The 16,259-nt window shown below is 42.4% G+C and carries 16 protein-coding genes; 7 read left to right on the forward strand and 9 right to left on the reverse strand.

The features are described from left to right. The first annotated feature begins 22 nt into the window (after window positions 1-22). Genes B2Y23_RS02490 through B2Y23_RS02505 form a run of 4 tightly spaced genes read left to right on the forward strand, consistent with a single transcriptional unit; the run spans window position 23 to window position 2,344 of the window. Window positions 23-211, forward strand: a complete 189-nt coding sequence (locus B2Y23_RS02490; RefSeq protein ID WP_291368818.1) for an NF038104 family lipoprotein — start codon at window positions 23-25, stop codon at window positions 209-211. A gap of 12 nt (window positions 212-223) precedes the next feature. Next, on the forward strand, window positions 224-928 hold the full coding sequence (gene recO, locus B2Y23_RS02495) for a DNA repair protein RecO (protein ID WP_291368820.1): 705 nt from the start codon (window positions 224-226) through the stop codon (window positions 926-928). A gap of 25 nt (window positions 929-953) precedes the next feature. After that, window positions 954-1,679, forward strand: coding sequence for a pyridoxine 5'-phosphate synthase (pdxJ, locus tag B2Y23_RS02500; protein ID WP_291368822.1), 726 nt, complete (start codon window positions 954-956; stop codon window positions 1,677-1,679). A gap of 11 nt (window positions 1,680-1,690) precedes the next feature. Beyond that, complete coding sequence (locus B2Y23_RS02505; protein WP_291368824.1) at window positions 1,691-2,344, forward strand: tRNA-(ms[2]io[6]A)-hydroxylase; 654 nt, start codon at window positions 1,691-1,693, stop codon at window positions 2,342-2,344. Between the two features lie 154 nt (window positions 2,345-2,498). Here the strand turns inward: B2Y23_RS02505 and lipA are convergent, their stop codons facing one another. Then, complete coding sequence (gene lipA / locus B2Y23_RS02510) at window positions 2,499-3,512, reverse strand: lipoyl synthase (protein WP_291368825.1); 1,014 nt, start codon at window positions 3,510-3,512, stop codon at window positions 2,499-2,501. Between the two features lie 209 nt (window positions 3,513-3,721). Here lipA and sthA point away from each other — a divergent pair, with 209 nt between their 5' ends. Then, on the forward strand, window positions 3,722-5,137 hold the full coding sequence (gene sthA / locus B2Y23_RS02515; RefSeq protein WP_291354680.1) for a Si-specific NAD(P)(+) transhydrogenase: 1,416 nt from the start codon (window positions 3,722-3,724) through the stop codon (window positions 5,135-5,137). A 176-nt stretch (window positions 5,138-5,313) separates the two neighbouring features. Here sthA and B2Y23_RS02520 read toward each other — a convergent pair whose 3' ends face one another. The 6 genes from B2Y23_RS02520 to B2Y23_RS02545 all read right to left on the reverse strand — a co-directional run bounded on the left by B2Y23_RS02520 (window position 5,314) and on the right by B2Y23_RS02545 (window position 11,240). Continuing rightward, entirely contained in the window at window positions 5,314-5,646 is a 333-nt protein-coding gene (locus B2Y23_RS02520; protein WP_291368827.1) for a four-helix bundle copper-binding protein, read from the reverse strand. Between the two features lie 180 nt (window positions 5,647-5,826). Further along, window positions 5,827-7,053: a chromate efflux transporter gene (gene chrA / locus B2Y23_RS02525; RefSeq protein ID WP_291368829.1), complete on the reverse strand. Its 1,227-nt coding sequence runs from the start codon at window positions 7,051-7,053 to the stop codon at window positions 5,827-5,829. Window positions 7,054-7,511: 458 nt separating this feature from the next. Next, on the reverse strand, window positions 7,512-8,474 hold the full coding sequence (locus tag B2Y23_RS02530; protein WP_291354677.1) for a TauD/TfdA dioxygenase family protein: 963 nt from the start codon (window positions 8,472-8,474) through the stop codon (window positions 7,512-7,514). A 186-nt stretch (window positions 8,475-8,660) separates the two neighbouring features. After that, window positions 8,661-8,795 (reverse strand): hypothetical protein, encoded by a 135-nt coding sequence (locus B2Y23_RS02535; protein WP_291354676.1) that lies wholly within the window; start codon window positions 8,793-8,795, stop codon window positions 8,661-8,663. Further along, complete coding sequence (locus tag B2Y23_RS02540) at window positions 8,788-10,002, reverse strand: MFS transporter (RefSeq protein WP_291354675.1); 1,215 nt, start codon at window positions 10,000-10,002, stop codon at window positions 8,788-8,790. Before B2Y23_RS02540 ends, B2Y23_RS02535 begins: the two co-directional genes overlap by 8 nt. A gap of 155 nt (window positions 10,003-10,157) precedes the next feature. Next, the gene (locus B2Y23_RS02545) at window positions 10,158-11,240 is read right to left on the reverse strand and encodes an OmpW/AlkL family protein (RefSeq protein ID WP_291368831.1); all 1,083 of its coding nucleotides are present in this window, start codon (window positions 11,238-11,240) and stop codon (window positions 10,158-10,160) included. 420 nt (window positions 11,241-11,660) lie between these two features. Here B2Y23_RS02545 and B2Y23_RS02550 point away from each other — a divergent pair, with 420 nt between their 5' ends. Next, window positions 11,661-11,840, forward strand: a complete 180-nt coding sequence (locus B2Y23_RS02550; protein WP_086175550.1) for a hypothetical protein — start codon at window positions 11,661-11,663, stop codon at window positions 11,838-11,840. A 72-nt stretch (window positions 11,841-11,912) separates the two neighbouring features. On the opposite strand, the gene B2Y23_RS02555 is transcribed toward B2Y23_RS02550, so the two are convergent. Both B2Y23_RS02555 and B2Y23_RS02560 read right to left on the reverse strand, forming a co-directional pair. Continuing rightward, window positions 11,913-13,370, reverse strand: a complete 1,458-nt coding sequence (locus tag B2Y23_RS02555; RefSeq protein WP_291368833.1) for a sensor domain-containing diguanylate cyclase — start codon at window positions 13,368-13,370, stop codon at window positions 11,913-11,915. A 175-nt stretch (window positions 13,371-13,545) separates the two neighbouring features. Beyond that, window positions 13,546-14,334 carry an A1S_2505 family phage non-structural protein gene (locus B2Y23_RS02560; RefSeq protein ID WP_291354798.1) on the reverse strand — a complete coding sequence of 263 codons (789 nt, stop codon included), beginning with the start codon at window positions 14,332-14,334 and terminating at the stop codon, window positions 13,546-13,548. Between the two features lie 471 nt (window positions 14,335-14,805). On the opposite strand from B2Y23_RS02560, the gene uvrB reads away from it, so the two are divergent. Beyond that, the coding region (uvrB, locus tag B2Y23_RS02565) for an excinuclease ABC subunit UvrB (RefSeq protein WP_291368835.1) at window positions 14,806-16,259 on the forward strand (1,454 nt) is incomplete at its 3' end.

A 16,259-nucleotide genomic window follows, 5' to 3' on the forward strand; every position in this document is an offset into this window, starting at 1 on the left:
TTTCACTTTGAAAGGAACCCTAATGATGAAAGTACTAACTATTGTCGCATGTGTATTGTTCTTGCAAGGCTGTATTCACAAGATCGTTACGGTTCCGGTAAAAGTGGCTTATAAAACCACCAAAGGCGTGGTTAAAGGTACAACAGCTGTGGTGGGTGCCATCATCCCGGATGGGGAAGAAGATTCTGATTCGGAAAAGAAAAAGGATTAGACTGAATTATTCATGCGAAATGAACTGTTGCATGGTTATTTAATCCATCATCGTAAATACCGTGAGCGCAGCCATATTGTGCATCTGTTTACTCAGGAGTACGGCCGTGTGGATGGAATTTTAAGACAAACCCCACCTCCGCAATATCAACCCATTTGTGTGCAAGCTTCCGGTAAATCCGAGCTTAAAAATTTTACCAAGCTGGAAATTGTCAATCAGCCGATTTTCTTTTTTGGCGATGCGTTTTTTTCCGGTTTCTATCTGAATGAAATTATCCTGCGTTTATGTCCTGTTGAAGTGGAAATGCCGCAAACCTTTGTGCAATACCATCAAACCTTGCAGCAATTGCAACAATTGGCACAGCAGGAGCATCCTGATCTTTTCTTGAGACAAATTTTACGTCAGTTCGAACATGCGCTGTTAGAAGATCTGGGCTATGCACTTGATTTTACCGTGGATGCGCAGCAACATAACATTCAGGAATCGCAATCTTATCTGTTTCAGCTCAATGATGGTTTTATTCCTACAGTACAACAGTCACGTTCGACTTTATCTGGGCGGCAGATTCTTTCGATGCAGGATTATGAAAAAGGTAGGGATTTTAATTCCGAGCAGTTACAATTATTGGCTAAGCTGTATCGGCAGATCATTACCGCTCTTTTGGGCGACCGACCGCTGAAAAGCCGTCAATTGTGGATTCAAAATACTCAATCTTAATTTAAAACATCGTTAGGAAATTGTTATGGCTGCATTGCTTGGTGTAAATATTGACCATGTGGCGACTTTGCGACAGGCGCGCGGAACCACTTATCCAGATCCGGTGAATGCGGCTTTAATTTGCGAACAGGCAGGCGCAGAGGGCATCACCCTGCATTTGCGTGAAGACCGCCGTCACATTCAGGATGATGATGTGCGTCGCATGCGTCCGGTGTTAAAGACCCATATGAATCTGGAAATGGCTGTAACACCGGAAATGGTGGAATTTGCCAAGGAAATCAAGCCGCATCATGTGTGCTTTGTGCCAGAAAAGCGTCAGGAAGTGACCACTGAAGGCGGCCTGGATGTGGTGGGTCATTTTGAAGATGTCAAAGCTGCTACTCAAGCCTTGTCGGCAATTGGCTGTGAAGTGTCTTTATTTATTGATGCCGACTTTGCGCAAATTGATGCAGCCGTGGCTTGCGGTGCGCCAACTATCGAGTTACATACAGGTGCTTATGCCGATGCTGAAACCGCAGAAGCCCAGCAGCATGAACTTCAGCGTATTGTCAAAGGCGCGGAATATGCAGCTGCGAAAGGTCTGATCGTGAATGCAGGTCATGGTTTAAACCTGGAAAATGTCACCCCGATTGCAGCTATTCCACAGATTCATGAGCTCAATATCGGTCATTCCATTATTGCTGATGCGGTGTTTGTCGGTTTGGCTCAAGCTGTTCAACAAATGAAAGCTGTGATTAAAGCAGCAAGATAAGTTTTTAGATTATGTCATTAACAAATTATAATGATCTCATGAAGCCAGTCATTGGCTTCCTGGGATGTGAAACGCCAAAAGCTTGGTTAGATGAAGCACTCAATAACCTAGAGTTACTAATGCAAGACCATGCCAATTGTGAAAAAAAGGCAGCCGGAACAGCAATGAACTTAATGTTCCGCTACAGCTTTTTTACCGATTTACAGGTCAAGTTGGCGCAGTTGGTACGTGAAGAGATGCTGCATTATGAGCAAGTGCTGGAATTCATGTCTAAACGCGGACAGGAATGGAAAGCTCTAAGCGCAGGCCGTTATGCAGGTATTCTGCGTAAGGAAATCCGTACTTATGAGCCTGAAGCTTTAATCGATATCCTGATTATTGGCGCTTTTGTAGAAGCACGTTCCTGCGAGCGTTTTTATGCGCTTGCGCCACGAGTCGATGAAGAATTGGGGCGTTATTACCGTTATCTGCTTAAGTCTGAATCACGTCATTATGAAGACTATTTGGCATTGGCTTTAGACGTTGCAAAGACTTCTAAAATGAAAGATCCGGAAGAAGATATTCAGGGACGTATCGAACATATTCGTGAAGTGGAAAAGAATCTGATTCTGTCAGAAGATGATACTTTCCGTTTCCATAGTGGTGTGCCGCATCAAGCTGCTTAAGTTTTTATTGTGTTATTTTATTTAAGAAATCCTCTATGCAAATAGGGGATTTTTTATGTCTCGTTTTTATCTTTTTTAGTCGGAAATAAAAATGCCAATCTAAAATTCTTAGATTGGCATTCATTGATCAGATGGGTTTCAAGCTGGGTCTGAATTAAGCTTCAATGGTCTGAACGGCAATTTTCTTTGCAGGGTCAACTTTACGGCGTACCGCTGGAACTGGTTCACCATAATATTGACGGTCAGCAAAGTAACTTGAGCGAACCATTGGTGCTGCCCAGATATTTTTAAATCCAAGTTTTTGACCATGTGCGGTATAGCGTTCAAACTCTTCTGGAGTCACGAAACGGTCAATCGGTGCATGTTCTTTGGAAGGCTGGAGATACTGACCAATCGTCACATAGTCTACATCGTGTGCTTTTAAGTCATCTAAAAGCGCAATCACTTCTTCTTCAGTTTCACCAATACCGACCATCAAACCACATTTGGTTGGAACATCCGGGCAATATTCCTTAAACATTTTCAACAAGTCTAAAGAATGCTGATAGTCTGAACCTGGACGCATCGCTTTATATAGGCGTGGTACAGTTTCAATATTGTGGTTAAACACGTCAGGCGGGCATTCGGTCATAATGCGCAGCGCCACGTCCATACGACCACGGAAATCGGGAACCAGAATTTCTAATAATGTTTTTGGGCTTAAACTGCGGGCTTCTTTAATGCAGTCAACGAAATGCTGTGCGCCGCCATCTCGAAGGTCATCACGGTCAACCGAAGTGATCACCGCATATTTTAAACCCAGGTTGGCAATGGTTTCAGCCATGTGACGCGGTTCATCCGGATCAAGCGCATTTGGACGACCATGCGCCACGTCGCAGAAAGGACAGCGACGGGTACAGATGTCACCCATAATCATAAAGGTTGCGGTACCGCCACCAAAACATTCAGGCAGATTCGGGCAAGCGGCTTCTTCACAGACAGTATGCAGTTTTTGTGCACGCAAGGTGGTTTTGATGCGTTGAACTTCATCTGGTGCCGCCATCTTGACGCGAATCCAGTCCGGCTTGCGTGGCGTTTCAACCGTAGGTACAACTTTTACAGGAATACGAGCGACTTTTTCTGCGCCACGAAGCTTGACACCCTGTTCAGGTTTACGGTTTTCAGACATATTCAACTTTTCCACTGTTTTTTGACGGGGGAGATACTAGATATATTAGGTCTATCATTATAACGGACTTGAGTCTAAATGGGGCAAAAAGGATATTCATTTAATAAATGTAGTCATCACTTAATATATGTGAGGTAAATACAGAAAATTGCGAGTATTTACGTCATAATATAGCCAAGATAGACCAATATTGAAGATAGGAGCGTTGAATGCCACGTAAAAAAGAGGTCGTTAGTGGAACTTTCGTTAAATACGATGCGGTAGTTCTCGGTTCAGGCCCTGCGGGTGAAGGCGCGGCAATGAAACTTGCCAAATCTGGCAAGCGTGTTGCAATTGTTGATATACGTGAGCAGTTGGGTGGTAACTGTACGCATGTAGGAACCATTCCAAGTAAAGCATTACGTCAAACGGTATCGAGCATTTTACGTTACCAACGTGACCCAATGTTCCAGAAAGTGGGCGACTGGAAACAGTTCACCATGAAACAGGTGTTGCGTAATGCCCATAAAGTGATTCAGCAACAGGTCGAAACCCATTCCCGTTTTTATGACCGCAACAAAATTGATATTTATCATGGTCGTGCCTACATCCAAGATCAAAATACCGTACTGATCTTTAGTCCTGAAGGCATAACTGAAACAATCGTTTTCCAGCAATTAGTGATTGCGACAGGTTCACGTCCATACCGTCCAGCGGCGCTTGATTTTAATCACCCACGTGTATTCGATTCAGACAAAATTCTGGATCTGGATTTTTCCATCCAAAAAATTATCATTTATGGCGCCGGTGTGATTGGTTGTGAATATGCATCGATCTTCATTGGTCTGGACCATAAAGTTGATCTGATCAACACTCAGCACAAATTACTCAGCTATTTGGATGATGAAATTTCCGATGCCTTGTCTTACCGTTTGCGCGAGCAGGGTGTATTGATTCGTCATAACGAACAACTGGATCATCTTGAAACATTTGATGATCACGTGGTCATGCATTTACAAAGCGGTAAGAAAATTAAAGCCGATGCCATTTTATGGTGTAACGGCCGTTCGGGTAATACCGATGGTTTAGGGCTTGAAAATGTAGGCATTAGGCCAAACAGCCGTGGTCAATTGACGGTGAATGAACAGTACCAGACAGAAGTGGAAAATATCTACGCTGCTGGCGACGTGATTGGCTGGCCATCACTGGCATCTGCTGCTTACGACCAAGGGCGCTGCGCCGGTTCAAACATGAGCGGTGAAGAGAATGTTAAACCGGTAACGGATATTCCAACAGGTATTTATACCATTCCGGAAATTTCGTCGATTGGTAAGACTGAACAACAGTTGACTGAAGAGAAAATTCCTTACGAAGTGGGTCAGGCATCGTTCCGTCATCTGGCACGTGCACAAATTACCGGCGATACAGTTGGCGAATTAAAAATCCTGTTTCATCGCGATACTTTGGAAGTTCTGGGTGTACATTGCTTCGGTAATAATGCCTCAGAGATTATCCACATTGGTCAGGCCGTGATGAACAGTCCAAACAATACCATCAAGTATTTTGTTGAAACGACGTTCAACTATCCGACGATGGCGGAAGCGTACCGTGTAGCGACATTGAATGGTATGAACCGTTTATTCTAAGATTTTTTAAATTTTAGATGCAAAACCCGCAAGTGAAGGCCTGCGGGTTTTTTATTTATGGACTTAATGTTGTGCAGCGAGTTGTACTGAACATGGTTGTTCCTATAAAGCGGGATATCTAGTCCGATAACTCAATAATTTTCACATCAATATTCTGCATGATCATGTGCTTTAATTTAGGCAGCCATGTTACGGCATTCGGCCGCACATTGCTGGCAAGTTTCTGCGCATTGCTTGCAATGTTCAGCTTCATGCTTACTGCATTCTTTGGCGCAGTAATCGCACATTTGCGCACAGAGCTGACAGATTTCCTGCATGAAAGCAGAGGTTCTTTGTTCAGATCGGGCGCATAAGTTGCACATATCGGCACAATCCAGACAGCGTTTGATGCATTCACGCATCATTTCTATGTCATTTTCATCCAGACAAGCGGCTGCACAACTGGTACAGGTCAAAGAACAGGTCATACACATTTGGGCGCAATCTGAAAAGCTGACAGTATTATTCATTCTGTTTTCCTGATCGATAGGTTTAAAATTGATATCTAAATAAGCTAATTAGAAATAGACCAAGAAAATAGAGAAATTAAGTGATTAAAAGTAACCAGTGTCCGCTTTAAGTAAGCGAATACTTCATTATAAAAGCTCCTTAATGGTTAGACATTGGATCACTGGATTTTATAGATTGGATCAGAAAAAAGAGTAATGTTCCAATAGCCACAACAGCCCGTAATAACCAAAGAAACTGCTAATTAAGCTCACCCAGACTGGAATTTTGCTTTTAAGGAGTGAAATGACAGTGATAATAAAAATCACATCTAGGCCAGACAGTACATATTTTTGTCCCATCTGCACCACCAGGCATAATAACAGGCCTACTACCGCTGCATTAATGCCTGCCAAAGCATGAAATAACCGTGGAAAGTGCATTAAACGTGACCAGTACGGTAAGGCGCCAAAGATGAGCAAGAAAGAAGGCGAGAAAATCACCACAGTCGCAAAAGCGGCATTCAACACTGCCGATGAACTTAAAGGTAATAAAGCACCTAGATAACTGGCAAAACTAAATAAGGGGCCTGGCATCAGCTGGGCAATCGCATAGCCTAAGTCAAAATGTTGCTGCGAGACTAGGCCGGTTACGACAAAGTCCTGCTGTAAAAAGGGCAAAATAATATGTCCACCACCAAAGACCAAAGAGGCTGTGCGGTATAAACCTGTGAAACTGTCGAGCCAGAGACTGGGAAAAAATTGCTGTAATACGGGAACAATCAAAAATGGCAAGGCAAATAAAATCAGCCAGAGATACGCAAAGGATTTTTTGGGTGTGGTTGATGCACTCGCAGTAGATTTAAAGGTATTTTGTGGGGGAAAATAATGTAGATAAATCAGTCCTGCCAAGGTACCGAAAAGAATCACCAAAACCTGATTAATGCTCAGCGGTACAACATAGACAAATAAGCCAGACAGCAGCATTAATACATACTGCCATTGCTCTTTACAAAAGCTACGTAACATTTGCCAGAATGCCCATGCCACCACGCTAAATACAATGAGTTGAATCACATGGAAAAATTCAACAGAAAAATAACTGGAAAATTGAATACCAAGCATTGCAGCAAGGGTCATCAGTAGGGCAGAAGGTAGAGTAAAGCCCAGCCATGCCAGCAGCGCCCCCCGATAACCTTTCAGCTGATAACCAATCGCAAGACCCATCTGGCTACTGCTGGGGCCAGGTAAAATTTGTGCCAAAGCCAAGAGATGGGCATATTGCTGCTCATCCAGATATCCAAGCTGCTGCACAAAACGCCGATAAAAAAATACCAGATGCGCTGCCGGACCGCCAAATGCCGTACAGCCTAATTTAAGGAATATTTTAAACAAGCTGAAATATGACAGCATCGGAACAGAGGGCAACATAATGATCCAAAAATATTTGAGTTTTAGCCTGCGCAAGATGAACAGGCCAGATTTACCTTGTTGCGAGATTTTCCTGCAATGCATATTTCTAACATGAAAAAGCCCATCCCAAGTGATTACTTTTGATGGGCTTTTATTTTTTAATTTAACCTGCAAATATTTAATAAAGATGACCATCCTGAAAATAATGTGCGATCTGATGAGTTTCACTGGCGTTATTTGCGAGACGAAGAGGCAGATGTTCAACCACCTCATCATTTAATAATTTAGCCATGAAAATGAACTGCTTTTTTAGTCAATATAAAAAAGAGTCACTGTAAGTAAAAAATGCAGCATCATGACGCATTTTTTATTTTATTTACGATGTTGAACATTCGTAAATGTGAGTTGGGTCATGATGCTGTGGAGTAATTTTATGACGCGTTTTTATTGTTATTATTTCAGATCAATAAACACCATTAATAAGGTCGACCTCCTGCCAGACTGATACGCTTTAATAAACGGCGCTGCTCACTGGGGAAGGGTTTGCGTGAATGCAGGGTGACCTGATTATCCCAAAATACAATGTCGCCTTCTTGCCATTGATGTTCATAACGAAATTCAGGTTTTAACAGATGTTCGCGCAACGAAGCAATGAGTTCGTTACCCGCCTGATCATCATAATTGACCAGTTCCACTTCAGAATGGGTATTTAACCACAGTGCTTTACGGCCACTCTCAGGATGGGTGCGTACCAGTGGATGAGCATAGGCATGACCAATAATCGGCTGATCTTTAAAGCGATATAATGGGCTGTTGCCATAACCATTGTGATCATTATCTTTAAGATGTTGTCTACGAACAAATGGGTTATAGGTAATCAGTTGTAATTGATCGATATGCTTTTGGGTTTTCTCATCCAGTGCTTCATAAGCCTTGATAGTATTAAACCATGAGGTTTGTCCGCCATCTTTGGGTAATTCAATTGCATAAAGTAATGAACCAAAAGAAGGAAGCGGAGTCCACTGGTGATCGGCATGCGGCGAAAGTTCGCCATAGCCGGTGTAATCACCTTGTCCCACAGCATTGGAAACGGGCACGACATCGGGTGGTGTACCGGTATCTGTTTGGGTGGCAAGTACAGGATTATCTGCACTTGGGCGGAAAATGGAACCAAAATAGCTGGCAAAGGCCAAATACTGTAAATCGTCCAAGCGCTGGTTTTTGAAAATTAGAATCAGATGCTGAGCCAGTGCCTGCTTTAACCGGTAAATGGTTTCACCCGCTTGGGCTTTGCGTGCATCCAGGCCTAAAACCACAGCGCCTAGAGCTTCGCCTTCTAAGGGCACAATAGTAATGTCTTGTGGATTTTGAAACTGTTCTGGCTGATGCCAGCGCGGCGCATCATGAATTGCTTGAGAAAGTTGGGTAAGTACTGTCATTGTTTTGCTCTAATGTTTTATGTTGAAATAAAATCTAAGCAATACAAAACAAAAAATAAAATCAAAATATTTACTAAGCTTATGAAATGACAGTGAAAAATACTTAAATCAATGATTGTTAAACTTTTAATATAAACAGCAAAACAAAGCAGATTTTTTGCTGTTTTCACTGCTGATATTTCAGCATTAATGCGGACAAAAGGCTTGATTGAAATACTCAAACAGTTGCGGTGTTTTGATCCACAGCAGAATGGCGATGGCCAATAACAGGCCAATCGCTGCAGCAGTCAGGATTTTAAGCCCAAGCATAGAATCAGTCATGAACCACATGCTCCTCATTGACAAAGAAATGAACCAGAACACCGAATACGCTTAATAGAATGGAAAACATCCAGATCATATTATAGTTGCCAGTCATGTCATGATTGACACCCCCCAGCCATCCGCCAAAGAACGAACCAACCTGATGGGTAAAGAACACGATACCACTGAGCATGGACAGGTATTTTATCCCAAACATATTCGCCACAATGCCGTTAGTCAGGGGAACGGTAGATAACCAGAGTAAACCCATAATGACGCCAAAGCTGTAAATTGTCCAGGTACTCAAAGGCAGCAATAAAAACCCAATAATGGCAATACCACGCAGGCCATATAGACCCATCAGTAAGTAAGGTTTGGAGTATTTTCCACCCAGCCAGCCTGCGGTATAGGTGCCGACAATATTAAATAAACCGACCAGAGCCAGGAACACTGTGCCTGTGGTGGCATCAAAACCATGATCAATCAGATAGCCAGGCAAATGAATGCCAATAAAGACCACCTGGAAGCCACAGACAAAGAAACCTAAAGACAGGAACCAGAATGGTTTGTGATTTTTGGCAATCACCAGAATTTCTTTAACGCTCAGTGCCGGTTTATGGATGGCCGCCGATATGTTATTGGGGGTATAAGCGGGCGCTTTTAAGGTCCACGCCAATGGAACAATGAAGGCAATTAAAATTGCACTAACCATCAATGCAGCTGACCAGCCGGCACTCTGTAACAGTAGCAGGGTAGACGGCAGCATAATAAATTGGCCAAAAGACCCGGCTGCGCTGGCAATGCCCATCGCCAGACTACGCTTTTCAGGGTGTGCGGCACGTCCCACAGCAGAAAGCAGCACAGGAAATGAGGTGGCAGAAAGAGCCAAACCCAGAATTAACCCAACACTTAAATTCAGCAGCAAGCCACTTGAGCTGACTGCCATAAGCAACAGGCCAAGGGTATAGAGGGCGCCTCCCACAGCGACCACGATTTTACTGCCGTATTTGTCGGCAAAAGCTCCTGTGACGGGTTGTACCGCACCCCAAATCAGGTTTTGCATGGCGATGGCGAGACTAAACACATTATGTCCCCAGCCAAATTCATGGCTCATGGGCACCAGATACAGACCAAATGCATGACGGACACCCAATGACAAAGCCAGAATAATGGCACTTCCAATTAACATATAAATCAGAGGTTTGGAAAAACGGGTATCTGACATAATTCATCCATGCTGGGCTGTGTTGCGGCTATGTTATTCGATTCTGCAAGGCTAAGCGATTAAATAAAACTTAAACAAAAGATAAAATTAAGTTATAGAAAGTTTTATCAAGATAAAAAAAGACGACTTGAAGTCGTCTTTTGATAACTGAAAATTTAGAAACGCATCCCTACACCGGCATAGGCCAATAAAGGATTAATTTCAATATCTGCTTTCGAGCGGATGAGCTCGCCGTGAGTTGCATCACTGACTGTAATGGTGGTTTCATTTTTCATGTGGGCATATGAGACTGAACCCACTGCGAACCAGCGCTCATTAAAATCATAGGTGAAACCGACAGTCGCAATTGGAGCAATTGTATCGGTTGCTTCAAGGTCTACTGTAGGATTGGCTTTACTAGGTTTGCCTTCGAGTGAAGCTCCGGCATTGCCTTCTTTGATATTGGCAATCATATGACCGGCTGCAATCAAGTCCTGTTCAGTACGCGGGTTAATTTCCAGCTCGTTAAAATAAGCATACATTACCCCTAAACCGACATAAGGACGGAATTTATTGACCCCGGTTTTACCAAAATGATATTGGAATTCAAAGGCGGGTGTCCAGGCACGTGCCGAAGCAGCAGGTCCATGTGCCTCCAAATCTGTAATAAAAATATCATTTTTCAGATCAATATTAAGAAATTCTAAAGGTAAACTACCAATTTGTGGGGTTGCCACAGCAGCAAAGGGTGCATAAATTTTCCCTTTACCCTGTAAGTCTACTTTAGGTGGAATGCCGGCTTTCATTTCAAAAGAAACATGATCGGTAAAGAAGTAATTGGTCATGATCCCCAGCGTAGTAACATCATCTGCTTCCAGACCTGTACCGGGATTATTCCACTCCTCCAGCCCCTGAATCTGTGAGCTACCACTCAGCCCGCTTCCCAGTTGACCGCCGGTAAAAAAGCCCAAACCTCTTAAAACCGTGGCAAGCGTAGTCTGATTGACCTCGGGATTGAGATTGTTTAATACGGTATCAACCTGAATATCTCCATTCCTGGAAATTTCACCATTTTTAACTGCAGTATTGACTTGAAAAGGTTGGGCTTTACCTTGAGGCATAACATGTAGTGCGCCGACAGAAACAGAAAAGCGTTTAAAGCCATCTCCATCTTGTAAACTAAAATACGGAGAATCGGCATAGCTCACGGCGGGCAGGGCAGCAAGAGACGACATCATGCAAAGTAAGGTTTTTTTCATTCAGGGACTCCATGTCCATTTTGCGATTATTAGTTTTTTTCGTTCACTTTTCTTATTCTATATTTAGAGAAAATTCATTTTGTTACTAAAAAATATTAATCGGGTAGTATTCATGTAAAAAATTAGCTATTTTGTTTCAATAACATAAAGAAAAATAAATTTATGTAACATGTTTTTTTTACAGTTGGGTAAAATTCATACAGTCAAAAGTCGGTCAAAAATGAAAGCATATTTATATATTTTTAACGCATTAAAGCAGCTTTTATGAAGGGCAGATGTGATTAATAGTCATTAGGATGCAGTTAAAACCGGGTCCCTCACTCACATAAATAAATTGATGATACGTAGAGTTAAAATCCCATCTCGCACTAAGAGGCATTTTTCCGTACAATATGTTGCAGAAATCCTTGAGTGAATCATATGAGCACCCAAAATACTCCCAAGAAAAAACCATTGGTGAATTTACCGTTTCCGATCAAAAAGGCAGATGAGAATTCCTCCGATGAAGTATTGGAAGATTTACGTCCCAAACCTCAGCGCTATGCTGATCGTACCTGGATGCCGCCACGTGGTACACGCCGTTCTATGGGCAAACGTTAAATTCTTCGTATAAAAAAGCCATGGTCTGACCATGGCTTTTTTATTGCAGTATTACAAAGGGTTTTACGTCCTTTAATTTGTGCTATCAGGATGGCTTCGTCTATCATGGTTCTGATAATAATTTCTTTTTTGATGATACATGTCCAGGTCAGCACGCTTAAGCATGTCATCTATCCGTTCTTGCTCAAAACTTGTGGCATGACCAATAGACAGGCTCATGGGCTGAGTGGAATAAAATTGATTATCGACCGATAACAACTCATGCAGGCTTTGCAAACAATTTTGTAGCGCTGCTTCATCTGCACCAGGTAAAAGTACCACAAACTCGTCTCCGCCAATGCGTGAAGCTGAATAGGGGGTATGTTGAATCAGCTGGTTCAGAATGTTGCCCATTCGGCGTAATACACTGTCTCCTGCATCATGGCCAAGACTGTCATTCAGGGCTTTTAGTCCATTTAAATCCATAAAAATACAAGAAATTGGACGCAATAGATTGCGTTCAAGCCGGTTCAGTTCTGCCATATAAAAAGAACGGTTACATAGTTTAGTCAGCACATCATGCTTGCCTAAATATTCCAGATAATTTTCAGCTTTTTTGCGTGCCGTAATATCAGTCAGGGCAACCTGTACAATGCCCCAGTCATCTAGATAATCTGGAAATACGGTAAATTGCAGCAGTACATGACGAATACTGCCATCAATGGCGTAATTTACCGCTTCACGTTGATGATGCAGATGACCATTCCACAGTTCAATCAATTGTTCTCTAAAAGTTTGTACCATTTCTTCAGCAAAAACTTTATGAACGTTTTTAAATAGAATCTCTTTACTTGAGGCGCCGAACAAATCTAGCGTGGCCTGATTGACATCAAGAATCACAATCTCTTTAATGCATTCCTGCACAAAATCAGGATGTACATCTAGAAAGGTTACAAAGTCTTCAATGCCCAAGATACGGAGCTGATCTAATTTTAGTTTGATTCGGCTGAAATCTTCTACCCAAAGTGAGGTCGGAGAATAAGTAAAGCGCGCCTCTGCAAGATGACGGCTTTGCTCTTCAAGACGGCAGGCTTCAGTATAAGCTGTAATATCTTCAGTGGTAATTAAGACTAAGGACAAATCCTGTTTATGTTGCGGCAGCACAATGCCTTTGAGCTGGATATCCAGACGTTTGCCTGTCAGGGTGTAATTCACGGCAGAATGGGAGAAATGCGTTTCGCCATTCCATAAGGCGACCAGTTCCTTGATATGGGTTTGGGTCATATCTGCTTTAAAGACCGATTCCAGATTTTGGCACAGCTGATCCAGATCTTTGGCCTGATACAGTTCCAGTGTTTTTGCATTTACCCGCAAGATTTTAATTTTTCTGGCACATTGGAGAATGCGCGATTGGTCTTGCTGTAAAAACTTTAAAAGATCTTGCACGCCTTGTTCACGCCAGATATCGAATTGTTTTTTGACTTCACTATAGTCTTCAAGCCACATCGCGATAGGGGAGATTTCAAAAAAGGGAGAATCTAGCATGTCCATTCAAGGCGCTCGTCATTTTTATTTAACTTCAAGTGGGCAGTATAAAGATAAAAAATGATTTTAAAATAACGTGATAAGTAAAATATTATGATTTGTTAATGCGGAATACATCACAAAATGGTTAGTTTAAAAAAAGCCAATTCATTAATTGGCTTTAATACAGAAGAATTGAAAATTACCGGCTTTGTCTTCGTGCTTTATTTTCCGGTTTTGGTGCCGGAATTTCACGTTCACCTTGCCAGACATCGATAAAGTCTTTTTCATTGATGTTGTAGAGTTCAAGTAAGGCTAAAATTACCCCGCCAAACAGCATTGAACCTTCTGAGTTAGTTTGCCATTCAAAAATCTTGCCGTTTAACACATGCAAAATATCGGAAATTTCAAAAATGCGATCCCGGCCATTACTATCAGTTGGATACATTTGGGTATTTAAAATAATTCGCGCGGCACTTTTTTCATTTTCGGATAAATCGAGCTGAGTAATGATTTCTTCATCGGGAGGTGAAAAGATCACCGCATCAGTAAATACGGTTCTAAGAAAATGACGCGTCAGTTTGGGTAAGGCTCTTTCTACAAAAGGGCGAAAAGAAATAGGCAAAATAACATTATGAGAAATGCCCTTGAACATGGGAGCAATTTCTTCGGTTTTGTAGCCGGCAATCCCGCAACCAATGGAGGTAATGAAATACGTCATTTTCGGATGGTTTTTGGTATAGATTTTAAAGTCATCAATATAATGCTGAATTTGCGATAAGGGCATCTGTTGCAAATGCTCATTCATGGTGGGAATGGCATAGCTCTGACCCGCCCAGCCACGACCTACGCCTTGCACTGCACCAAAGTGCTGTAGTGCGGTACGCGCAGCTCCACCTGCATGGTTTCCTGCCATGTTGCTGCCAAAAACAAAAACGGTATCTTCCGGTAAATTTTTGACAATACTTTCGTCATGGTAATGGTAAGTCATAGGCTTTATTGTGATCAGGATGCTTTGTTTCATGTTGCTATTGAATGCGTATGCGGTCAAGACAAAATTGCTGCAATTTTCTTATTTAGTAGATATCCTTCATCAGCCAAAATATGTTTAATATTGGATTTTTTAAATCAGCACTGCCTTATATAGTTGATTTGATTTTTATGCCTTTGCGTAGGCATTAGTTCTACTTTTGAGAGGTCAAAAGTAGACAAAAACCTTTTGTTTCCCATACACGACGTCCTTGTCGTGATGGGAAACATGTGGCATCCATGCCACATTCATGAATCCAATACATACTAAAATCTATTTTTAATTTTGGCTTTACAAGCAACTGTAGTGATTAAAAAATGATTTATGAAAGAGGTCTGGTATAGATGGCTAAATATCGAAAAATTGATATTGAATGTTGAGCTTTAACCCTCATATTATTGAAACTGCATTTAAGTATAGAAGCTGAATAATATGTCGGATAGTCATCAACCTTTTGAATTAGTGACCAGCTATCAGCCTGCGGGTGATCAGCCACAAGCCATTGAAAAATTAGTCAAGGGGATTCAAAAAGGCTATCACGACCAGCTGTTACTCGGGGTAACCGGTTCGGGTAAAACCTATACCATGGCCAATGTCATTTCCCAGTTGCAGCGTCCAACCATTGTCATGGCACATAATAAAACCTTGGCTGCCCAGCTGTATGGCGAATTCAAGTCATTTTTCCCGAATAACGCGGTTGAGTATTTCGTCAGCTATTATGACTATTATCAGCCGGAAGCGTATGTGCCATCTTCCGACACTTTTATTGAAAAAGACTCCGCGATTAATGACCATATTGACCAGATGCGCCTTTCGGCCACGAGGTCATTATTGGAACGCCGTGATGCGATTATTGTCGCTTCGGTTTCGGCCATTTATGGTTTGGGTGACCCGAATGCCTATATGAGCATGTTGCTGCATATTGTACAGGGTGACCGGATCAGCCGTGATGACATCATCCGCCGCCTGGTGGAAATGCAATATACCCGTAATGAACTGGAATTCTTGCGTGGTACTTACCGTATCCGTGGTGAAATTATTGATATTTTCCCGGCTGAATCGGATCAGGATGCAATTCGTATTGAGCTGTTTGATGATGAAGTCGATTCGATTCGCTGGTTTGATCCTTTAACCGGCAAAATGGTGCGTAAAGTGCCGCGTGTAACCATTTATCCTAAAAGCCATTATGTGACCCCGAAAGATAACTTGCAGCGCGCCATCGGTACCATTCGTGAAGAACTCCAGGAACGTTTAGGTTTCTTTCGTGCCAATGATAAATTACTGGAAGCGCAGCGCATTGAACAGCGTACCCGCTATGACCTGGAGATGATGCAGCAGCTGGGCTATACCAATGGTATCGAAAACTATTCACGACATTTGTCCGGCCGTCCGGCGGGCGAAGCGCCCCCGACATTGTTTGATTATATTCCCGATGATGCTTTATTAATTATCGATGAGTCGCATGTCACGGTTCCACAAATTGGTGCCATGTATAAGGGTGACCGTTCGCGTAAAGAAAACCTGGTCAATTACGGATTCCGTTTGCCAAGTGCGCTGGATAACCGTCCAATGCAGTTTGAAGAATGGGAGCGTATTGTTCCAACCACGATTTATGTCAGTGCAACACCGGCAAAATACGAACTAGAAAAATCTGAACAGATTGCCGAGCAGGTGGTTCGTCCAACTGGACTGGTGGATCCTGAAATTGAAATCCGTCCAGTCTTGACTCAGGTGGATGATGTACTTTCGGAAATCAATATCCGTAAGGAACTGGATGAACGGGTTCTGGTCACGACATTGACTAAACGAATGGCAGAAGATTTAACTTCATATTTGAAAGAATACGGAGTCAAAGTGGCTTATCTGCACTCGGATATTGATACGGT

This window comes from Acinetobacter sp. UBA5934 (assembly GCF_002430855.1).
Classification (GTDB): Bacteria; Pseudomonadota; Gammaproteobacteria; order Pseudomonadales; family Moraxellaceae; genus Acinetobacter.